Source organism: Flavobacterium sp. N502540 (assembly GCF_025947365.1).
Lineage (GTDB): Bacteria > Bacteroidota > Bacteroidia > Flavobacteriales > Flavobacteriaceae > Flavobacterium.
In genome coordinates, this window is sequence record NZ_CP110012.1 from 2,719,341 (window position 1) to 2,741,739 (window position 22,399).

The following is a 22,399-nucleotide window of genomic DNA, read 5'->3' on the forward strand; positions in this document are numbered from 1 at the left end:
TATTTATGATTTTGATATACAGTAAAGATGTAGATGATTTTGTAAACAATGTAATTGATTGTTTGGATCAGAATTTTGTAAGAATAGGAGAATCTGATAAAACTGTAATTGAAAGCATGAATTTTAGTAATGAAAAAAGTTCTTATACTTTAAAAACGCCTTATTTAGAAAGTATAGAATTAGAAGAAGTTCAAAGCATCTGGTTTAATGGTGGATGCATTATTTCCGGGGAGAGCGACTACGAAAATAAATGTTATGAAGTTCTCAATGATGCTTTCGTTTTGCAAAAGCCGGTTAAAAAAATTGGAAAAAGAATAGCTGATTTTGAAACCAATCGTCTTGATATCATGCTCGAAGCGAAAGGACAAGGGCTTAGAATTCCGCATACTTTGATAACCGGAAACAAAGAAAAACTAAAAGACTTTTATGTTGTATTTAACGTTAAAAATGGTATAATTTCGAAAAGAATTCTAGACACACTTTATTATCAGGACGAAGAGTTTTTGTATAATTTTAATCTAACCTTTCAAATAACAGCTGAAATTCTGGACAAAACACCTGATGAATTTGCGATCTCATTTTTTCAGGAAAGGATTATGGCCGATTTTGAAATCAGAGTCATTTACATAGATGGAAACTTTTATTCTACAGCAATTCACAATTTTGATTACGCTATAGACATCAGGACTAAATTTGTAGAAATGGATAATATTAGAATGGTTCCATTTAAATTGCCTGCGGACATTGAAGAAAAACTTGCAAAGGTTTTTGAAAAATTCAATCTAAATTATGGTTCTGCCGATCTGATGTATTGTAAAGATGAATACTATTTTCTTGAAATAAACCCAACAGGACAGGTAAGTTTTATCAATAATGCCTGTAACTATTACTTAGAAAACAAACTAGCAGATATTTTGAAGAATGAAAAATAAAAAGCCTATCAATATTTTTAACGGTTTAAAATCGAAAGTCGAGAGAGAAACTCAACCTCCAACGGAGCCTAAAAACAATCTGATTATTATTCAGACTTACCAAAACTCCAAAAATATCTCTAAACCTTTTGTCAAGCCGATCTCTAAAATAATCTAATTTGAAACCCATTAATTTTGTTCTTTTTGCAGATTGTATTCCTGTCAAAGGAAGTAGCAGAAGCATTATTTGTGACACTAAGAATAATAACTTTTATTTTATTCCAAATGGTTTATATGATATTTTGGAAACCTATAATGGTAAAACGATTGAAGAGATAAAAAACGATTTTAAACATCAATATGATGAAATAATTGACGATTATTTTGATTTTTTGATTGCTAACAAACTTATCTTTTTTAGTTCAAATCCGGACTTATTTCCTAAAATGAGTACCTGTTGGGATTCTCCTTCTCTTATAACCAATATCATTATAGATTATGATGACATTATTCATGACTTTAATACTCTGGTTCCTCAATTTGAAACTTTAAAATGTTCTTATATTCAGCTGCGATTCTATAAAAATATAGGTCTTGCGTATATAAAAAGTATCGCGGAAATCTTAAAAAAGGAAAAATCTCGAATTGTTTCAATTGACTTCATATTGCCCTATTGTGAAAGTTTTGATTTCAGTGAAGTAAACAAAATACTATTAGAAAATAGAAGAATACATTCTATTATCATTTTTAATTCACCATACAATAAAAGTTATAATTCTCTGAATCAAAAAATGGGTTATTTAACGCTGGTAAAAAGAAATGTGATAGATGAAAAACATTGCGGAATAATAAATAAAGAATATTTCTATTCAAACATTAAACTTTTTAGCGAATCACAACACTATAACACCTGCTTAAACAGAAAACTTTCTATCGATAAAGATGGTAACATAAAAAATTGTCCCTCAATGTTATTAAGCTTTGGTAATATAAAAGACACAATGTTAGAGAAAGCATTAAGTCATGAAAATTTTAAAAAATACTGGAATATTACCAAAGACCAAATAACAGTTTGTAAAGATTGTGAATTTAGGCATATTTGTACAGATTGTCGTGCCTATATCGAAGAACCTGATGATATGTACTCAAAACCTTTAAAGTGTGGTTATGATCCTTACAGCAATAAATGGTCGGAGTGGAGTACCAATCCTTTAAAACGAAAAGGGATTGAATTTTATGGTATGGAAGTAATCCGTTAGCCTAAGTGTATTTTTAGTTTGCAAACTATAATACAAAGCCTCAGATTGCTCCGAAGCTTTGTATTCAATTAAAAAGACCGATTAGTTTGCTCTGCTTCTTTCTTCTTCATTACCAAAATCGCGTTGTTTTGATTTGATACTTTGGTTTCCGAATTTATAACTCAATGAAATTCTGAAACCTCTTGTGTCGGAATAGCTTTTTACATTGGTTTTAATATGGTTGGAATCATAAGAAATTAATGGTTTTTGTGCGTTCAGTAAATCCTCGCCAATGATGGTAACCGAAAGATTTTTATTGAACGTTAACAGCTTAACAGAAATGTCAAGAATATTCAAAGTCGAGATATTAAAAATTTGATAACGGCCAGGCAGTTGTAAACCATAATTTAAACCAAGAAATAAGGTTTTGTTGCTGTTGATGGTAAAATCATTATTGCTGTAAAGGTATCCGTTGTACCCATCGATTGACTGAATAAAAGCAGTTTTTGATTTTACATTCTGATAGTTTAAATTGAATCCGGTAAAGCTGTTCCACCATGACCATTTGTTGAAATTATAAGAAGTCGAAAGTCCAATTTGGTAAGTGTTAGCATAGTTTAAAGGCGTGTTTCTGGTAATGTTTGTACTCGGATCAATAATCGATAACTCCTGTCCAAAATCGGAAACCTGAGAGAAATAAACGGAACTTACCCATTTTTGATTTCGGATAAATGAAAACTCAAAATTATCAATCAATGAAGGCTTTAAATATGGATTGCCTTCGGAATAATAATACGGACTTGTTTTAATGACAAAAGGATTCAAATAATCAAAATCTGGTCTGCGGATTCTTCTGCTGTAGTTTAAGGAGAAAGAATTACTTTCATTAGGAACATAAGTCAGGTAAGCTGTTGGGAATAATTTGATGTAATTGTTAGTGTTGGTTTGATTCAGATTTTCAGAATACCCTTTGGTTTGTGTTGCTTCGATTCGTAATCCAATTTGAGTTTCCCATTTTGAATTTATTTTTTTACTTCCTGAGAAATATAAAGCCTGATTGTACTCTTTATAATTAAAAACATTGGACTGATTGGTGTTGAAAACGGGAGTTCCGGTTTCGTTATCGTACACGATCAGATTGTTGTTTGTATTGGTATGGAACGTTTTGGCTCCAAAACTAAGATTTGCCCAGTCGTAGGGTAAAGAAACATCAATATTGGCGGAGTAATTTTTGATGGTATTGACATTGGAATTCGTTGAAGAGAAAAAACCTCCGGGAATCTTATTTTTACTACTGTCTAATTCATTCCCTGAAAAGAAACGGAAGTCATTTTTGTTATAAGCAAAATAATCCAGATCCATTGAGATGTTTTTTCCTAAGCTGTCTATTGCAATCGAATTATGAAAGTTAACGGCATTCATTTTTGGGTTATTTTTAGCATTGGCATTCGAAGTGATATAGGAATCCGCCATTCCGTTTGCATTATCATAAATAGTGGTAAAAGGATTGTTTGCATTTACTTTATTCGTAAAACTGCCAAGGTATTTAAGTCCGGTACTCCATTTTTCGGTTACTTTATAATCAAGACCAAGGCCTAAACTTAAAACATCGGCTGTCGATTTGTTTTTAACTTCCTGTTTCCAGGTTTCGTCTTTGTAAAAAATAGTACTTTCAGAAGTCGTCAGTAATTTTTGTTTTCCTTTGCTTACCGAAGCCTGAGCAGAGAGTTTATCATGATTGTACGTAAACAACCCGTTTGCATTTCCGCCTGCGTATGTTTTTTGGGTGTAAGAGGTTCCAAGATTAGCATTCCATGAGTTTGCTTTTGCTGTTTTCAGTTTAATATTAATAAGACCGCTATTGCCTTCTGCATCATATTTTGCAGGGGGAGTAGTAATTACTTCAATGCTTTTAATATTATCAGACGGAATTGATTTCAGGAATGCTGCCAGATCTTCCTGAGGCATTCTTTGCAAACGATCGTCAATCATTACTAGGATCTCACCTTTGCCCACAATCGAAACAACCTCATTTTGAACCCTTACGGTAGGTGTTGCTTTTAAAGCATCTAAAGCGGTTCCTCCGGTGGCTGTTACAGAATTTTCGACGTTAAAAACAAGTCGGTCCACTTTTTGTTCGATTAGTTTTTTTCTTGATTTCAGCGTTACACCTTCCAGTTGCACCGATTCTTTAATTTCAATGATACCCAGATCCGTATTGTGATCAATTGTAATTTCGCGGTTCATATATTCTGTGCCAAATTGTTCCAATATCAAACGGTAATTTCCCTTTGGAATTTTCAGAACAAAACTCCCCAAACTGTCGGTTGAAGCCTGAGCGGTCAAAGTTTTTTGAGGATTGAACAAACTGCCGATGATAAACTCAACAGCTGCTTTATTTTGATTGATCACTTTTCCCTTAAGTTCATATTGCTGAGCAAAAGAATACGTTTGAAATAAAAAGGCAAATATTAAAAGACTACTATTTTTCATGGTTTTTAGATTAATTACGCTGCAAAACTGCGCTGAAAAAATGCCTAAAACTACTTTTATCGACAAACCCCCGCGATTAATCTACAAACCCTATTTTGGACTTTTTTATGAATGCATATCTTTGAAAAAAACAAAAAGATGTATAAAGGAACACTATCAAAAAAAGTAGAAGTATTCATTCACCTCATATATTGGCTTTTGATGGGGTATTTCACCTTTGTTAAAAATCTAATCCAGGCCAAAAATTACACTCCGGATCTGTTCCTGTCTACGTATATGATTGTGTTTGTATCAACCTTCTATTTTCATTATTTTGTGGTGATGAGATTGGTTTTTAAATCCTTTCAGTGGAAGAGATTTTTTGCCGGAGTATTGGTTTCGTACCTGTTTTTTACGGCCTTGCGATGGCTGTTGGAGCAGGAGATAAGTAACGTTTTATTTCATAGAATCAATTATACCAATCCAACCTTTTTTAATTATATGGAAGACAATCTGCATTACAGCAGCATGACTGTTATTCTTAGTTCATTGCTTTGGTTTGTTATTTATTTTATCCGTTTGCTGGAGTACAATCAGATTATTCTGGAAGAAAGCAAAAACACCGAAATCAAATTTTTGAAAGCACAAATCAATCCGCATTTTATCTTTAATACCCTGAACAACATCTATTCGATGGTGTATTTTCAATCCGACAAATCGTTGATGGCAATCGAAAAATTAAGTCAGATCATGCGTTTTACCACTTATGAATCTCAAAAAGAAAAGATAAAACTGGCCGATGAAATCGATTATATAAAAGCCTATATTGAGCTCGAAGAATTAAGACATCAGGACAGTGCTTTTATTGATTTCAGAATTGAAACTCAAAATATTTCTGAAGAAATTCCGCCTTATATTCTGTCGCCTTTAATTGAAAATGCTTTAAAACATGGAGTAACCTCCAATGAAAAACCAATTGTAATTGATTTACGCTTAAAAGATAAGAAGCTCAATTTTAAAGTAGTCAATGATATTGCGGTGCAAAAGAAAGACAAGCTGGGGGGTATTGGATTAAGTAATTTGAAAATGAGACTGGAAATTCATTATCCGCAGAAACATCAGATAAAAGTAGTCAATCAAAACAACCAGTTTACAGCTGAACTTGAAATAGAATTAAAATGAAAAAAATAAATTGTATCATATTAGACGATGAACCTTTTGCAGTAAAACTAATGGCAGACTATGCTTCTAAGGTCCCGAGATTAAATGTTTTATACGCTGATTCAGATGTTTTTAAAGCCATTGAAATCTTAAATAATGAAGTGGTTGATTTGGTGTTTATCGACATTCAGATGCCACAATTAACGGGAATTGAATTGATGCAGATGTTCAATCAGAAACATAATTTCATCATCACCTCTGCGTATCCGGATTATGCTTTAGATGTTTTTCAGTTTCATGTTATAGATTATTTACTCAAGCCAATTGTTTTTAATCGTTTTTATCAAAGTGTTGAGAAATTTATCCGTTGGCAGGAAACCATGCAAAACCAGCAAACCGATGATTTTCTGTTTGTAAAAGCCGACAGAAAGCATCATAAAATAGCTACCGAAAATATTCTTTACATTGAAGGACTTAAAGACTACATCAGGATTCACACCAAAGGCGAAAAAATTATGGTTTTGGAAAACATGAAAGATATACTCGAAAAACTTCCCCTAAATCAATTTGTTCGTATTCATCGTTCGTACATTATTCCAAAAAGTAAAATAAAAGTGATCGAAGGCAATCAGATACAATTGACTGGAGGAGAACAGCTTCCTATTGGTGAAACTTATCGAAAACTGGTGAGTGACTGGCTGAGTTAACCGCTTAAAATTGAAAATAAATAAGAAAGCTTCGGAGAAATCTGAAGTTTTTTTGTGATTGAAATTGTTGAAGGTGAAAATGAAGTGATGTGATGTTTTAATAAAGTGGTTTGGATTGTCAGAAGGATTCGAATTGCAGTCTGAAAGTTTAAGGCGATCATTTGACAGAGACATGTTAAGCTCATGTTTTACTGTAATGTTTTGTTTATTAACGGGTTTTATATAGTTTAAGACCGTTGTTTTTTTAGACCTGTTAAAAAAGTTAAAATTTGATTTTTATAAATATTTTTTTTCTTAGATAAATAATCATTGATACTAGAGATAAAGTGTTATTTTTGCATTTTTTAACATGGAAATAACTACACATATTAATGCCGGTAAATAAATTTTTTCTTTTCTTCTTGTTCTTTATATCAATTTGTAATTCTCAAAGTAAAAAAGTTCTGGTGATGGTCAACGCTAGAGCTCAAAAAGATAAAATTTTGATTCGCTGGGCCGTTAATTCGCCATCTGAATGGCAGAAAGCAAATAAAAAAGGCTTTATAATTACCAGAACTACTGTATTACGAGACGGCAATGTCCTGTTAAAACCGGAAAAAACATATCTGACTCCTAAGCCATTAACACCGGAACCTGTTGATTCCTGGATTGATTTGGCACAAAAAGATAATAACGCAGCTATTATTGCGCAAGCTATTTATGGTGAAAGCTTTGAAGTTACCGATGCTAAAGAAGGAGCTTTGTCTAAAATAGTAAATATGGCAGATGAACTCAATCAGCGTTTTACTTTTGCATTATATGCAGCCGATATGAGTTTTGCCGGAGCAGTCAAAGCCGGTTGGGGATTTGTGGATACCAATGTAAAGGAAAACGAGGTTTATGCCTATCAGGTTAAAGTTTTTGAAAGTTCAAATGTCAAAGAATCCTCTTATATGATTGGATTGAAGGACTATAGTGTGCTTCCTGCTCCAACTGATTTTACTGCCGTTCCTGATGATAAAAAAGTAATGCTTTCGTGGGATTATGAGAGCTTCAAGAGAATTTATACCTCTTATATGGTAGAGAAATCTTCTGACGGAATCAATTTTGCTCCCATAACCACCACGCCAATAGTCAACCTGAATGATAAAGAAGAGCATCCTTCTAAAAGCATTTATTATATTGATACCCTTAGCGTAAACGATAAAACCTATCAGTACAGATTATATGGTATAACCCCATTTGGAGAAAAAGGCGAATTTACAAAACCAATTACAGCAACAGGAGTTGAAGCCCTAGTTACCCCGGCCAGACTTGTGGATTATAACATTATAAATTCAAACGAAGTCCTTTTGGAATGGGACTATCCAAAAGAAGCGGAAGGCTTTATTCAGGGGTACGAAATTAATCTGGCCGATAACGATAAAGGCCCGTATAAAGTGGTCTCTAAAATTATTCCCCCATCGGAAAGAAAGCTCAATTATAAAGAAAATTTATTTCCGTCTAATTATTTTACCATTTCGGTAGTAGGTAAAAACAATCAAAAACTAACTTCTCAAAGTATGCTGGTACAACCGGTAGATTCTATCCCGCCAGCTAAACCAATAGGGCTTGAAGGGGTGATTGACAGTCTCGGAGTCGTTCGGTTGAAATGGAAATCCAATCTGGAAAAAGACCTGCGCGGTTATAGAATTTTAAAAGCGAATAACAAAGGGGAAGAGTTTGTAGACATTTACCATCAATCGTACGTAGGGAATGAGTATAAGGACAGTGTGAGTCTGAAAATGACTAATAGTAAGGTGTATTATAGAATTGCTGCCGAAGATATGCGTTTTAATATCTCGGAACCTTCTGATATATTAGTTTTAGACAAACCCGATAAGATTCCGCCGGCTGCGCCTATTTTTAAAGATTATGACAATAAAGAGGGTAAAGTGTATCTAAAATGGATACGCAGTTACAGTGAAGATGTAGTAGGATATAGTCTTAGAAGGAGAGAGAAAGGACAGGAGACCTGGATGGAGATTAAACAAATAAATGATACCATTCAGGAATTTACGGACGATAAGGTAGAGAACAGGAAAATTTATCAATATGCCATTCTGGCTAAGGATAAAAGCAATCTCTGGTCGTCATTGGATCATTCTGTCATAACGGTTAATGTGTTGAATTTTACACCGGTTAAAGTAATTACCTTTTTGCAGGGAACAGCAGACAGAGAAAATAAAAAAATTATGCTCTCTTGGGATTATACAAAAAACAAAGGTAAGGTTACCGGACTTAGTATTTATAAAAATGTAAAAGGAACTCCGCCAACTTTATGGAAAGAGCTGGATGGTACCATTTTTAGCTTAGAAGATAAAAATTTAAAAATTAATCAGGAATACGAGTATCATTTTATTCCCAGTTTAGAAAATGACAGCCCGGCAAAAACCGAAAATGTAACAGTTGTGTATTAAGAGTATGAAAAAGATTTATTTGTTATTGATTTTATTGGTGTCCGGATTTGGATTTGGACAGGTTAATTTAACCGGAAGTGCTAATTATCACGCAATAGTGACTGCTACTATTGGAGATGCTACAGGAGATGGATGCTGCTGCGGAGGTTTAGGATCTTTAAATCTGGATGGAATTGGGAGTGCGAGTGTTTTAAAAAAAAGTGATGACTCCTTTTGGGAAAATACATCTAATAGTTTTGAAAGGGATTATACCGATAGTAATTTGGCAACGAGTATTTCTTTGTATTCAAGAAGAAGAACAAGAAGTAACGGGTGTAGGGTTACGCAAGAAAAAGATGTTACAGTTTTAGTAGGGAGAAATCAGGATATTACTTATAAAGACTGGGATGACGCCAATGTTACGGGGGTTTTTGCTCCTTATGTTTATGGTACACTAAGAGTTCAAACTTATCCTGTAATTAATTTAGTGAATCCGAATGTCCTGAACAATATGATTGGTAGCGATAGCAAGATTAATATACCTGAAATTACAGGTGTTAAGGAAGAATATTTCAATTGGATGTATCATATTGAAGGTGAGCAGGAGCGTGTTAGACGTGGCTTGTCATGGCGGTGGGTAGACAAGTGGAGAAGTTTGCCGGCGGCATATCAGGCTATAAATAAATTAAATATCCAATGTAAAGATTTTTTGCCTTATGAAGCAATTGGTAAAAAGATTACATTGAGAGCGAATGTGATCGGAAGCAGAGTCGAATTACTTTATGTAAAATCTGCTCCACATATTTTATCAGTAGAAACTATTAAGACAAGTTGTTTTGATACCAATGATGGAAAAGTAAAGATAAATTTTAGCAGACCTTTGGATGTTGGGGAAACCTTATCACTTGATTTTGATGGAATGAATGGTGATGATGTCTATAATATTACCAAAGATGGAATTTTTGATGGAAAAAAGTTAGATAATGATAATTCATTTACAGTTAAAAAATTAAACAAAGGTTTAACAACCCTTAAATTAATAGGATTTTTTAACCAAGGTGTTTTTAAGGCTAATACGTATGTAATGGATCCGCAACATCAAACGAGTTTTACTATTACTTCACCTGAGCCGGTAGATTTTAGCTTAAGTTCTACAAATGTTAATTGTTACAATGGTAAAGACGGTACGCTAACCATCAATGTATCCGGAGGAACCGAAGAAGGCTACGAATATTCATTAGATAGTGGAGTTAATTGGACTCCTTTTAAGGATCCAAAAAGTTCAAAAGAAATTTTAACAGGCCTGTTTCCTGTTACAAAACCATCAATTACTTATAGTATAATAGTGAGGGACAAGAATGGCTGTGTAGCAAAAGTTAAAGATAAAGTCAAAGTTTTAACCGAAACGATATCAGAACCTTTAGCGCCATTATCATTAATTTATACCTACAAACAAGATCCCACATTTTCAGGAGCTTTCAACGGTAAAATTACAGCCTCTATAAGCGGTGGAACTATAAAAGACGATAAATCGTATGATTACAAATGGCTAAAAAAAACGGGAGAAGAGTTCAAAGTAACTGCTCAATATAATTCGACAAATAAAAGTTATACTATTTCACTGGAAAATGCACCTGCAGGAGCATATAAGTTAACCGTAACAGATAAAAATTATACGGATGGTATCAATAAAGCAGGATGTTCAATTATAGAATCAGTAAATACACTGGTTGAGCCTAAACCAATAAAAATAAAGTTAAAAGTAAGGCGAAACATATCCTGTAATTCGGCAAACTTAGGCGATGAAGGAAATTTAAACGAAAAATTAAGAGCAGACGGAGCTTTAGTAGCTTTAGTAGAAGGAGGAAAAGTATTAGAGCCGAACAAAAATATCGGTTTGCCGTATTATTTTTATTGGAAGAAATTAAATGCTAAAGGGGAATGGGATGATTTAGCCATAAACGATTCTATAGCACCTGACCTATCAAAGGGGACTTATTCTGTAAATGTTAAAGATGCTAACGGAATAATGCACGGCACGTATACTCCAACGGAGGAAACACCCAAAGCAGTCGAACAGGCAATTGCAGAACCTGGTGCAATGAAAGTGGTATTCAGTTCAGGAAATGTTTCTTGTTTTCAAGGGAAAAATGGCTGGGCAAAAGCCAGTATTAAAGACGGAAAATCTACCTATGCTTATACATGGTATGGACCAGATCATAATGGAATTAAAACGGATGAGTTATCCAATTTAGTTGCCGGAACGTATTATATTGAAGTTACGGATAAAGTTAAAGGTTGTTTTGTAAAAGGGAGTGTTGTAATAACAGAGCCAACTGAAGAAGTAAAAATTGAATACAAAGAAATTGAGACACCCACTTTTTCGGGGGCAACCAATGGAAGAATAGTAGCAAAAATTACCGGAGGAACCCCACTTGATGCCCCATTAAATAACGGTAATTTATATCATTATGAGTGGAAGAATTCGAAAGGCACAGTACAAAATGCAACAGCTCAGATTGTTGACGGAGTTTACACCATCACCTTAAAGAATGTACCGGCAGATTCTTATTTTCTAACGATAAAAGATAAAAATTATAATGAGGCTACAGGTCAAACGGTTAATTGCTCGGTAGTAGAATCGGAAGTAAAACTAACAGAACCGGATCCTTTAAAAGTAGTTTTTGAAATCGTTCGTACGATTTCATGTAATGCAAATAATGAGTTTGGAGATGCTACGGATACTACTCCGAAAGACGGTCGTCGTGACGAATCGCAAGATGGGATTTTAGTGGCTCATGTTACGGGAGGAACCCCTTTAGAACCGTCTGTAAATAATGGACTGCCTTATTATTACTATTGGAAAAAACAGCAGGCAGATGGCTCATGGCTTGCTTTAACAGATAGCAAGGGAGAAACGGCATCCAATCTTTCTCATGGGAATTATGCCTTAAACATAGAAGATAAAAAAGGAATCAGACTTGGTACTTATGTAAACAACATACTTACACAGGAAATAGATGTTACCCAATTTATGCAGGAACCTCCAAAACTGGCGGTAACCATAACGAAAGGGGATGTTTTTTGCAATGGAGGAAATGACGGCTGGGCTGCAGCAAACGTTACAGGCGGGACACCTCCATACCAATACAAATGGTCTAATGACGTTGAAAGCGATAAAAATACCGTTTTAAAAGCGGGTGAATATTGGGTGTTTGTTACAGATGCGAAAGGCTGTACGACACAGGAGAGTGTTACAATTTTAGAACCCAAAGCACCTTTGGCAGTGAAATTTACAGAGGTTTTAAATCCTACCTTTTATAAAGCGACCAACGGAAAAATTGTAACAGAGGTTACAGGAGGAACTATTGCAAATAACAATTCATACGGATACGAATGGAAAAATAGTAAAGGAATTGTACAAACGACCACAACGGCCAGTTTTAATAATGGCGTTTATACCATTACATTGTACGGACTTCCTGAAGAATTGTATAGTTTGACTGTTCGTGATGCCAATTATGATGCGGCAACAAATAAAAAAGGCTGTACGGTAGTAAATGCTCTCACAGCATTAGACGATCCGGAACCGCTTGAAGTTTCTTTTGAAGTAATCCGTACTATTTCCTGTAATGTAAGCAATGAATTTGGAAATGAAACAAACAATAATCCGTTGGACAATCAAAGAGACGAATCTCAGGACGGGATTTTGAAAGTTCACGCCAAAGGCGGAATTCAGCTAAAAGCAGATAAGAATAACGGATTACCCTATTTTTATACTTGGAAGAAAAAACAAAAAGACGGTTCGTGGGTGCTTTGGAACGACCAGGATGAAACCGCAGAAAATTTATCCGAAGGAACTTATGCTCTTAACATAGAAGATGCCAACGGTATAAAACTGGGAACATACAGCAATACTGCTCTTATAAGTGAAGAGGATGCAAAACAATATGTGCCTCAGCCAACGCAGCTCAAACTGGAATTAACCAAGTTGAATGCCAGCTGTAATAATGGAAGTGATGGCTGGGCCGAAGCGTACGTAACAGGCGGAACTCCCCCTTATACTTATGCATGGACGAATGGAGAAACGACCTCAAAAATAGAAAACATTACTACAAATAATTATTTTGTAATTGTAACTGATGCCAAAGGATGTATCGTTCAGGGAAGTATTTTTGTGGGTGATCCTAAAGGAATCCTTACTACCGAAACAGTCAAAGACCCGATTTGTTACAAAGGAAACGATGGTTCAATAGTACTTAATGTCACAGGTGGAAATTTACCGTACAGTTACATTTGGAATACCGGTGCAACTACTAAGGACTTAGGCAATCTTACGGCAGGAAATTACGAAGTAACCATCAATTGTCTGGACTGTTGTGTGTATAAAAAGAGATTTGTTTTAAAAGACCCGCAGCCGGTTGTTGTGAATATAGGTCCGGACAGAACATTATGTATAGATCAAAATTTAGATTTAGAGGCTACAATTGCAGATCAAAAGGCACAATACCACTGGACTTCGACAAACGGATTTAGTTCCAACGAAGCAAAAATAAACGTATCAAAAGCCGGAACCTATAAGGTAAAAGTAACGTCCGGTCTAGGCTGTATTGGCGAGGATGAAGTGGTGATAAAAACAAGTCAGACCCCAATTGGTGCTGAGTTTTTGCTAAGTTCGCAAGCCTATTTAGACGAAGAAGTAATTTTAGTCAACACCAGTAATCCTTTTGGTGACAGTACCAAATGGGTAATTCCGAGTGGCGTAAAAGTGGTAGAACAAAAAGAAAAATACATCACCTTAAAGTTTGACGCAGCAGGTTTTTACACCATTGGTTTGCAGCAGACTCAAGGAGAATGTTTTGCTACATTCAATAAAAATATTGCAGTAGAGAAAAGAAGTACCTTGCCCAATGGAGTAACTGCTTCACAATTTATTGTCGATTTTATCGTAACGCCAAACCCTACCAATGGAAACTTCAAAGCCATTGTAAGTTTAGAAAACACCGGCGCCATCAATTTAAGGCTGTTCTCGACAAGCGGACAAAACACGATCATCCAGAAAAAAGAATCCGGTAAAAAGAAGTATGAAATAGATTTCGAAACTTCATTAGAATCCGGAATGTATGTTTTAGTCTTAGAAACAGGACAGCAGACATTGGTTAAAAAAATTATCATCTATTAAGAAAATGAAGAATCTTTTTCGTCACCTTTATTTATTTGTTCTATTGCTGCTTTTTAGCACAATTGGACACGCACAATTATATCCCGTTCAGTTAACTTCTGTTTTTACTAGTCCGTATAGTGTCAAAATATCCGATTATGCTACCAGCATGGATACTAAATTACAACTGTTCGTCAATCCTACAGATGTTACCATGTCGCAGAGACAGGTACGATTGAAACTGTACATACAAGGTAACGGACTCCATGTACAAAGCAGCGATTTTATACAAGGACAGCGCCCCATTTTTATAAACGGAGGCGAATTACAAACCCTTACCAATGTAGATATTGCCCCACTTTTTAGGTTAGAAAATCTACAAGGAATTTCACCACAGCAATACGCTAATGGACTACCGGAAGGAATGTACAATTTCTGTTTTGAGATGTACGATTTGGTGACCAATCAAAAAATATCGCAAAAAAGCTGTACGAGTTTGTATCTGATATTAAACGATCCACCAATCTTAAATACACCACAGCGCAACGAACAAATTGCTTCGACAGAATTTCCGAATATATTATTTACCTGGACTCCGCGCCAGAGAAATGCCACAAACGTTTCGTATAAATTTGAGTTAAAACAGCTTCTGGATCCAACCTTAGATCCTCAGATAGCGTTTCAAATGTCGCCTGTTTTGTATGAGGAAACACTTTTTGGAACCGCTTTGCTGTACAATTTAAGCATGCCCATTCTGACACCAGGCCTGCGTTATGCCTGGCGGGTAAAAGCTATTTCAACTACAGGACTTTCAGAGAATGCCATTTTTAAAAATGACGGATACAGCGAAATATATTCCTTTAAATATACTGCTGCCTGTGCCGCTCCAACCTTTTTATTGAGTGAAACCCAAAGTTCGAAAAGTGTAAAAATAACCTGGGAAGGAGTACCCGAACATACCCGTTATCAGGTACAGTACAAAAAACAAGGCGTTCGTAATGCACAGTGGTTTTCGTCGAACAGTTTAAACAAACAAAGTTTAATCACCAATTTAGAACCCGGACTTACCTACGAGTTTAGAGTAGGTTCGAGCTGTGATCCCGCCGAAGATGGGGTGCAGTCGTTTACCTATTCCGGAATAAACACCTTTACAACAGCTGCCCAAACCAACAGTGTAGCGGCTTATAATTGCGGAATTGTTCCCCAAATTAATATTCAGAACCAAAAACCGCTGACCAATTTAATACAAAGCGAAACCTTTAAAGCAGGCGATTTTCCAGTCACGATTCTGGAACTCAAAGGCGAAAACAGTCCTTACTCAGGGCGAGGGTATATCGTAGTACCTTATTTAGCCGATACTAAAATAGCAGTTGAATTCAACAATATCGTTATCAATACCGATTATCAGCTGATCAGTGGTGTGGTGGAGACGAGTTACAATCCGGATTGGAAAAATGTAACAGGTTCAAATCAAAAAACACCCGTTGAAGAAATTTTAGAGACACAGGGGGAAACAGACATTATAGATAATAATGATAAGATAATTACTGGGATTGAGAATAAGCCTACATTAAGCGAAGATGGAACGGATTTAGAGACAAGATCTGATAAAGATATAGTAACAGTACCTATAACTAATTCTGATTCCAGTAATCTTGAAGATTCCAATGCGAAAGTAGATACGCCATCTGAAAATCCTATAGTAAATGATTCAGATCACAATAAAGGCAATTCAGAGATAACTAATAATAGTTATTTTATAGAATTTAAGGGGAAAAAATATAAGGATGGTGAAAAAATACAGATTCCTTATAATAGAAATTATCTAGGTCATAATAGGTTTAAAATGAGTGAACTGGACAAAGGGGTAAATGTAAAATATGAATTAGCATATCAAAGTGAAAATGGTGTTAAACTTGAAAAAATAGGAGGAAATAATTATTTGAAGAAAATGGAATCAAAGACAGAAGCAGATTTTGATTTTAGTTTTGATAGTACTTTAAAGTATCAATTAAAATCTGTTGCAGATATTGATAAAAAACCTAGTTTATCAAATGAAATTATTTTAATTGTTAAACCTGTTAAATTAAATTCTTTAAAAGCAATTGATAATTCTAATAAAGATAATGATAAAAGAGTTGCTAATGCGACACAAACCCTATATTATGTCGATAAAGATCCGAGCTCTAAGGATAATAAAAGAACTAAATTCTTAATTGGTTTGAGTATTCCAACAGACGAGATTGGGAAACAAAATATAAAATGGAAATTTAATGAAGTTAATCAATTAGATTATGAGGGACTAGATGTGCTTAATAACGTTTATATATATGATTATGTAAAGAATTTCAAGGTAACATCAATAGTAGGGGGTGCAACTGAAAGTACTAAAAATGTTGATATTAAGTGGATTGACAAACATGCAGTTGCTTGGTCTTTTGTGCCTCCAGGAATTAGTCAGGCTATTAATAGCACTTTTAAAGAAGTAGATGGAAATTTAACGAAATTAGATAGATTTGTAAAAATTAGTAAATTTTTAAAACTTAAAGTTGATAAAGTTAAGATAAATGGGTCAAAATATAATGAGGAAGATACAGAATCAAGACTCTATAAAAAAATGGAAGTAGGATCTGTTTCAGGTGGATTTGGAGTTGAAACTCCTGAAAAGGTAATTCCAATACCTGCATTAGCGATGCTGTCAAGAGCTGGAATAGTTGATGTTGGGTTATATTTTAAGGCGTCGTTTGGAGTTGAGGTTGAGGGAGGGGTTGAAAGATATATATTAGCAGAACAAACAAAATATATAAACAAAAAAAAGGCATTTTTTAAGATTGGTCCAAAGGGTAGTATTACCGCAGGTGTAAAAGCAGAATTACTAGTAGCAAAAGATCAGGTAATTTTTGATGTGCGTGGTGGAACCGAAGTAAGTTTAAAAGGGGAAATAAATTATAATTTTGCGGATAAAAAATTGACAGGAGAAATTTACTTTCCTCCTGTAATTTTCTTTGCAAATATTCAAATAGAAACAAAAGGGTTTATAGAGTTTGAGTTGGTTGATTATCAAGGTTCTATAGAAGTAACGGATAAATTTACACTTTATGAGTACAACAAACAGTTTTAGCGATAGTTTTAAAGGAATTATTTTATTAGCCTTTATATCTTTTTCAACATTTTTTATTTTCTTGGTTTCATTTGAATTTTATGATAATTACAAAATTTTGTGGCATAAAAGTGAGATGAAAAAAATAAAAGTTAAAATAGATTCATTAGAAGTTTCGAGTACAAGAAGTGGGAAATCATCATCAAGTTCAATATCAAGGAATTATTATTTTAATAAGGGGGTAATTTTTCCAGTACCGGAAACGAAAGGATTTTTACTTAAATATGAAAATCCTACAGAACAAATAAACGACTATATGCAACATCATAATGATTCTTTGAATTTATGGGTTTTAGAAAAGACTCCAATAAAATATGCTAATGAGAATGAAAAAGATATTGATGTGTCGTTAGAGAAAAGTAATAATAGGATGATTATTTTTTATTTTGTCCTTTATATAATTTCAATGTTAATTATAAAATTTAAATTCTAAAATGAATAAGCAAATTGTAGTACTTATTATATTGATTGTTTTTTGCAAAAGAGCATATGCACAAAATGATTCAAATCTTATCCTTGGAATTGAAGAAAAGTCAGAACTTTCTTTTCAAGTGTACGACTCCTTAATTATAAAAAGAGATTATGTTAAACTTGAAGAGGTTAAAAATGATACTCCCGAAAATTTAATGAAATCAATACTTTCAGCAAATAGCCAAGAATGGATTGATTATAATACATTAGGAGGGAGCTTCAAATCTACCAAAAGAAAGGAGGATTATTTTGTAAAAATTAAGCAGATGAATATTGATAAGAACTACATTAAATTAGTCCATAAAATCTCTTTTTTTATTAATAATAGACCAACTGAAATAATTAAGTTTTACTTTAAACAGGAAAATACTAAAGAAGTATCTGGCTGCTATGTTTTACAAAAAATGGATAATCGTTGGTATAAAGCTTCGAATAGTACAACATCAAATCTTTCGATAATTATAATGAGATTAAAAACAGATGTACTTACTGAGCTGTTTTCAGGGAAAGCATCGAATGTTTTAACTAAAGAATTATATAATGAAGTTAGCTCAAATGGATATATAGACCTAAGTAAGCTAGAAAGTACTTTTTTTTCATGGTACAGTCCAATTAAAAAAAATGAAAAACTTAATTTATTCATAGATTCTAAAACCTGGTAAAATGAAAAATATTCTAGTCTTAATTATTCTACTAATTTTTGAAAAATCAATTAGCCAAAATAAAGTTGTAACAAAAGCGAAATTTTTAAATGTTTTTGACCTTACAAATGCTTATGATTACACAAAAGAAGAAAATGATACATTGATGGATAGCAAATTAATAGATAAGTTACCTGAAAAGCTATTACAATCAGGAAAGCAAGTTTCAATAAAACTATTGACAAAAATTAAGATAGTTTATAATAATGAGGAACACATTTATATTAAATATTACGAAAAAACTGGAAATGTATCTAATTTAAAAATAGTTGATATTCTATCGCGTAATGGTGCATTCACAAGGAATGAAGCTAGTAATACAATTTTAGATCCGATAAAAAGAATAATGAATTCGGTAAATGCGAATATCATGTTTGAATTTTATAACAAGGAGGATGATATTCTATATCCTGAAATAAATAAACTCAAGCCCTTTGTGAAATCATCAAATGGAATTCTTGATGTTAATAAACTTGCAGATGTAGTTGACAAGAACAAAATAGTTTTATCTAAGTATCTATCTAAATAGGGTAAAAAAAATTTTTTCTATGATGACTTTTTCAAAAATACAATTCGATTGTGAAGAGATAATCTTGAAATCTTTGCTTCCTATTTTACCACTTATCCCCAGCTCTGTAAAGTATCGCGACTTCGTAGCGATATCGATGGCAAAGAATACGAATAGATTCTTAAATATATTGAAGCGATAAGAAGTTGAGAGAATTTGTACAGTATAAATGTCAAAAGATACTATTTCCAGTTAAATGGGAATACGTTCATTGAAATAAAAAGTAAATAGCAGTTTGAAATTTTCCGATTTTGTAGAAATAACAATGGAAAAGTACGCTTAAAGTATATTGAAGTGGGTACGAAGTCGGTAGACTTCACACAGCGGGGGACTTCGCGCAGCAGGGTGCAAAAAAATTGGCAGAAGAAATGTTAGTTAGTGGGAAGTTGCCTGAAAGAATAATGGGCGTAACTAGAGCAAACCAAATTGTCGATGGTTTACCAAAAACAAGTTTAGAATTGTCGCAAAAATTTTATGAAAAAGCTTTAAAATACAATTTAAAAAAATGAAATCTATAGATACTGACGAAGTTTGGGCTAGTAGGATACTATATGAAAAGCCTTACACCATTTTATACGATGAAACAGATGAAAGAGGTTTAAATAAAATATTAACAGTTAACCCTCTTTTTAAAATTCCTGAAAATACAATTCTATTAGATATTACTGGATGTTATCAAGATATACCAATAAATTATTCCTACGATTTTATTTTTAGAAGTGATAATATTGAAGATTGTGATAGTACAATAGCAATCATTAAGAAAGTATATGCGTTTGGAGCTAAAGAAATTGACCAAATACCATCAAAATGGAGTGTTATAGCACTAATTGAGTTTCCAAACGGGATTCCTTCACTAATTAAAAACAAAAAAATAAATGATCCTTTATATCTCTGTTCAAAAAATTTATGGAAAGATTTGGTAAAAATTATTCCATAATATAAAAAAAAATATTCCTCTGGGTAATTCAGCAAAGGAAATCACGAAAATTATGACACATTTTACTTTTGAACAATCTTACGAGTTCTATAAAAGAGCAATTAAGTATAATGGACTATGAAAAAATTTGGAGATATTGAAACGAAACTCTATTCTAATGGGTATTTAAAAAAATATCCTACTTTATTTTTGCAAGATATTCCTAGAGAGAAAGATTTACAAAAAGGCAATTTACCTAAGGTTGAAAATACCAATCAGATCTTTTTATTCGCAAGAGCTTATGATTTAGATATAAAAGTCAATGAAACATTTGATCTTATATTGACATATAATAATATTGATCAATGGCTAAAAACAAAATGTATTCTAAAGTATGTTTCTGTTAATCCTAGTTATGAAATAGATTATATACCAATGAACTATTCAGCCCTTTGTTTATTTGAGTTCGAAAACGGTAAACCTGAGATAATAAATAAGCTTAAATATTATATGGAAGAAAAGGGGCCTGATCATGATAGTTTAATCATAAGTCAAATGCCTTTATATTTTAAGGTACTAGAAATATTAAATAATGATAAATAGTTTGTCTGCCTCTTGTATTCCCAATCATCTTAACCGTGAACATAAAGAGTGATATTTAAACTCCAGCTACAAGTTTAGAAAAATCATTTCAGTTTTATCAAAAGGCTCTAAAATATAATTTAAAATATTAAAATAATGATAGTTAGACAAAGGGTATATGCACCGGCAGCAGTTAGACAGTTAATTTATAAATTTAATGTCCAAAATTCTACTTTTATAGAACAAAAAACAGAATACTTGGATGGTACTTCATTTAGCATTATTAATTTTAAGGATACGGAACCTAGCTTAATTTTTGATTTTGCTTATAAATTAGGAGGTATTCAAGAGTATTTATCAAAAGTGAATCAGAGCTGGTTACCCATAGCAGATTATCCATTTCCTCCTAGTGAAAAATAATTGATAATTCGTATTTCGAAGCAATTATCTCCTCTGCCAGCGTGAGCATCTTGTTCGTGAACGCAAAGGTGATAAAAGATATACAAGGTTTATTGAAGTAAAATAAATACAGTTTTGCAATAGATCGGAGAGAGTTCGAAGTCGGGAGACTTTGCACTGCAGGGTAAATATGTCTCGTCCTGAAAAAAAATTACAAGAATCCAAATTTTAAAACCATGCAGGGTAAAAATATAAAAACAAATAAGTTTAAATAGTTGCTAAACACAGTAATTATTAATAGTTTTTTACTTACTTTCGCGACCTGGTTTCAGCAAACTGAAATGTAAGTAATGTCCCATTGAGAAATAACAGAATGAATAGGTTGAAAATGAGTTTTTTAACTCCCCATATCCCCACGAATCCTTTAGTGTGGAAACACACAAATCAAAATCTGGTTTTTTTAAGTTCAATATCCTAAAAATGAATTGATGATATAAAATTCATAACAAAAAGGATTCATACAGGAAGTTATAGGCTCACAGTAAGGTCTGCTTGAAAAAACAATAATACCACACTTTAAAAACAAAGAAGTAAGTAACTGGCTATCGATAAAGACAGCTAGGGTTATTTTCTATGATAATAATTAATTAAAATAAAGTATTTACACATGAAGCAAAAGTTCTTAATCCTGTTATTAATATTATTTACTGTTGGTAGTTTTGCCCAAAAAATAAAAATTGATAAAGGAGAACTAAAATTAGACGATAAAACAATAGGTTTCATAGAAGGTAAAAAACCAGTTTTTAAAATATATGGTTTAGATAAAAGTTCTTCTATTACGGCAGAATTAAAAAGTGTTCCTAATGCTGATTCAATGACGCTTCCGTGGATAGAAATTAAAAACGAAACGACAGGGAAAACGAATGAGTTAGAATTTAAGAATAAGAGCAGAAAATTTAGTGCCTTTAATTATGACAGAAGTATTATCTATGAATTAATGGATAGAGGTTACTTCTCTGTTGATGGTTTAAATGTGGAAGCAATAGAAAGTTTTCTAAACGGAGAATCGGCCGGTATTTCTGCAAAACGTTTGGGGGCTCAGGGTGAGATCGATAACGCTAATAAAGTTGCAGATACCTACCAATTAGCAATTGATGATGCCGGAGTTATTTACAGTATAAAAGCGCAAAACCAGGATCCTCAGGACAAAAGAATTGGATATATCAGGATGACATCGCCATCTAATAATGGGGAACTAAAATACGAAGTGATGGATTTAGATAATTATCTAATAGCGACCTGGTTTGCAAAAGCAGGAATGATTTCAGGATATGATAAATTCCTGAATCAAGAGCTTATTACTTTTGATAAAAAGGTTTTTAAAGCTGCTTTTGATAATAGAGGTAATCCAACAGGATATAAAATGAGCAAAGATATAACAGCAATGAATATTGTGAGAACCTTAGTAGGTAATGGCTATGTTTTAGGGAGCAAGATTTTAAGAAATAAATAATAATTGCAGAGTAATATAT

The 22,399-nt window shown here is 33.2% G+C and carries 17 protein-coding genes; 16 read left to right on the forward strand and 1 reads right to left on the reverse strand.

What is annotated here, in order from left to right; genetic code table 11:
- The first annotated feature begins 5 nt into the window (after positions 1-5).
- Genes OLM58_RS11780 through gwsS form a run of 3 tightly spaced genes read left to right on the forward strand, consistent with a single transcriptional unit; the run spans position 6 to position 2,170 of the window.
- Positions 6-932, forward strand: coding sequence for a hypothetical protein (locus OLM58_RS11780; protein ID WP_264529049.1), 927 nt, complete (start codon positions 6-8; stop codon positions 930-932).
- Positions 922-1,089 carry a hypothetical protein gene (locus OLM58_RS11785; protein ID WP_264529050.1) on the forward strand — a complete coding sequence of 56 codons (168 nt, stop codon included), beginning with the start codon at positions 922-924 and terminating at the stop codon, positions 1,087-1,089. The genes OLM58_RS11780 and OLM58_RS11785 overlap by 11 nt, the downstream gene beginning before the upstream one ends.
- Before the next feature lies 1 nt (position 1,090).
- Entirely contained in the window at positions 1,091-2,170 is a 1,080-nt protein-coding gene (gene gwsS, locus OLM58_RS11790; protein WP_264529051.1) for a grasp-with-spasm system SPASM domain peptide maturase, read from the forward strand.
- 81 nt (positions 2,171-2,251) lie between these two features.
- Here the strand turns inward: gwsS and OLM58_RS11795 are convergent, their stop codons facing one another.
- Positions 2,252-4,642 (reverse strand): outer membrane beta-barrel family protein, encoded by a 2,391-nt coding sequence (locus tag OLM58_RS11795; protein ID WP_264529052.1) that lies wholly within the window; start codon positions 4,640-4,642, stop codon positions 2,252-2,254.
- A 138-nt stretch (positions 4,643-4,780) separates the two neighbouring features.
- On the opposite strand from OLM58_RS11795, the gene OLM58_RS11800 reads away from it, so the two are divergent.
- The 13 genes from OLM58_RS11800 to OLM58_RS11860 all read left to right on the forward strand — a co-directional run bounded on the left by OLM58_RS11800 (position 4,781) and on the right by OLM58_RS11860 (position 22,380).
- Positions 4,781-5,803, forward strand: coding sequence for a sensor histidine kinase (locus OLM58_RS11800; protein ID WP_264529053.1), 1,023 nt, complete (start codon positions 4,781-4,783; stop codon positions 5,801-5,803).
- Positions 5,800-6,489, forward strand: a complete 690-nt coding sequence (locus OLM58_RS11805) for a LytR/AlgR family response regulator transcription factor (protein WP_264529054.1) — start codon at positions 5,800-5,802, stop codon at positions 6,487-6,489. The genes OLM58_RS11800 and OLM58_RS11805 overlap by 4 nt, the downstream gene beginning before the upstream one ends.
- A gap of 449 nt (positions 6,490-6,938) precedes the next feature.
- Positions 6,939-8,927 (forward strand): fibronectin type III domain-containing protein, encoded by a 1,989-nt coding sequence (locus tag OLM58_RS11810; RefSeq protein WP_264529055.1) that lies wholly within the window; start codon positions 6,939-6,941, stop codon positions 8,925-8,927.
- Positions 8,928-8,931: 4 nt separating this feature from the next.
- Positions 8,932-14,088, forward strand: a complete 5,157-nt coding sequence (locus OLM58_RS11815) for a T9SS type A sorting domain-containing protein (protein ID WP_264529056.1) — start codon at positions 8,932-8,934, stop codon at positions 14,086-14,088.
- 4 nt (positions 14,089-14,092) lie between these two features.
- On the forward strand, positions 14,093-17,188 hold the full coding sequence (locus OLM58_RS11820; RefSeq protein ID WP_264529057.1) for a fibronectin type III domain-containing protein: 3,096 nt from the start codon (positions 14,093-14,095) through the stop codon (positions 17,186-17,188).
- Positions 17,166-17,660 carry a hypothetical protein gene (locus tag OLM58_RS11825; RefSeq protein ID WP_264529058.1) on the forward strand — a complete coding sequence of 165 codons (495 nt, stop codon included), beginning with the start codon at positions 17,166-17,168 and terminating at the stop codon, positions 17,658-17,660. Before OLM58_RS11820 ends, OLM58_RS11825 begins: the two co-directional genes overlap by 23 nt.
- Position 17,661: 1 nt before the next feature.
- Positions 17,662-18,360, forward strand: a complete 699-nt coding sequence (locus OLM58_RS11830) for a hypothetical protein (protein ID WP_264529059.1) — start codon at positions 17,662-17,664, stop codon at positions 18,358-18,360.
- Position 18,361: 1 nt separating this feature from the next.
- Entirely contained in the window at positions 18,362-18,928 is a 567-nt protein-coding gene (locus OLM58_RS11835; protein ID WP_264529060.1) for a hypothetical protein, read from the forward strand.
- A 395-nt stretch (positions 18,929-19,323) separates the two neighbouring features.
- Entirely contained in the window at positions 19,324-19,476 is a 153-nt protein-coding gene (locus OLM58_RS11840; RefSeq protein ID WP_264529061.1) for a hypothetical protein, read from the forward strand.
- A complete protein-coding gene (locus OLM58_RS11845) occupies positions 19,473-19,907 on the forward strand; it encodes a hypothetical protein (protein ID WP_264529062.1) in 435 nt (144 codons plus the stop codon). Before OLM58_RS11840 ends, OLM58_RS11845 begins: the two co-directional genes overlap by 4 nt.
- 117 nt (positions 19,908-20,024) lie before the next feature.
- Positions 20,025-20,489: a hypothetical protein gene (locus tag OLM58_RS11850; protein WP_264529063.1), complete on the forward strand. Its 465-nt coding sequence runs from the start codon at positions 20,025-20,027 to the stop codon at positions 20,487-20,489.
- Positions 20,490-20,624: 135 nt separating this feature from the next.
- Positions 20,625-20,888, forward strand: a complete 264-nt coding sequence (locus OLM58_RS11855; protein ID WP_264529064.1) for a hypothetical protein — start codon at positions 20,625-20,627, stop codon at positions 20,886-20,888.
- Between the two features lie 646 nt (positions 20,889-21,534).
- Positions 21,535-22,380, forward strand: a complete 846-nt coding sequence (locus tag OLM58_RS11860) for a hypothetical protein (RefSeq protein WP_264529065.1) — start codon at positions 21,535-21,537, stop codon at positions 22,378-22,380.
- The last annotated feature ends 19 nt before the right edge of the window (positions 22,381-22,399 follow it).

Coding starts and splice junctions, on each gene's coding strand:
- OLM58_RS11800 (WP_264529053.1), top strand. CDS start 4,781: ATGTATAAAGGAACACTATCAAAAAAAGTAGAAGTATTCATTCACCTC.
- OLM58_RS11850 (WP_264529063.1), top strand. CDS start 20,025: ATGAAAAAATTTGGAGATATTGAAACGAAACTCTATTCTAATGGGTAT.
- OLM58_RS11820 (WP_264529057.1), top strand. CDS start 14,093: ATGAAGAATCTTTTTCGTCACCTTTATTTATTTGTTCTATTGCTGCTT.
- OLM58_RS11785 (WP_264529050.1), top strand. CDS start 922: ATGAAAAATAAAAAGCCTATCAATATTTTTAACGGTTTAAAATCGAAA.
- OLM58_RS11860 (WP_264529065.1), top strand. CDS start 21,535: ATGAAGCAAAAGTTCTTAATCCTGTTATTAATATTATTTACTGTTGGT.
- OLM58_RS11810 (WP_264529055.1), top strand. CDS start 6,939: ATGGTCAACGCTAGAGCTCAAAAAGATAAAATTTTGATTCGCTGGGCC.
- OLM58_RS11805 (WP_264529054.1), top strand. CDS start 5,800: ATGAAAAAAATAAATTGTATCATATTAGACGATGAACCTTTTGCAGTA.
- OLM58_RS11835 (WP_264529060.1), top strand. CDS start 18,362: ATGAAAAATATTCTAGTCTTAATTATTCTACTAATTTTTGAAAAATCA.
- OLM58_RS11830 (WP_264529059.1), top strand. CDS start 17,662: ATGAATAAGCAAATTGTAGTACTTATTATATTGATTGTTTTTTGCAAA.
- OLM58_RS11815 (WP_264529056.1), top strand. CDS start 8,932: ATGAAAAAGATTTATTTGTTATTGATTTTATTGGTGTCCGGATTTGGA.
- OLM58_RS11825 (WP_264529058.1), top strand. CDS start 17,166: ATGAGTACAACAAACAGTTTTAGCGATAGTTTTAAAGGAATTATTTTA.
- OLM58_RS11795 (WP_264529052.1), bottom strand. CDS start 4,642: ATGAAAAATAGTAGTCTTTTAATATTTGCCTTTTTATTTCAAACGTAT.
- OLM58_RS11780 (WP_264529049.1), top strand. CDS start 6: ATGATTTTGATATACAGTAAAGATGTAGATGATTTTGTAAACAATGTA.
- OLM58_RS11855 (WP_264529064.1), top strand. CDS start 20,625: ATGATAGTTAGACAAAGGGTATATGCACCGGCAGCAGTTAGACAGTTA.
- OLM58_RS11845 (WP_264529062.1), top strand. CDS start 19,473: ATGAAATCTATAGATACTGACGAAGTTTGGGCTAGTAGGATACTATAT.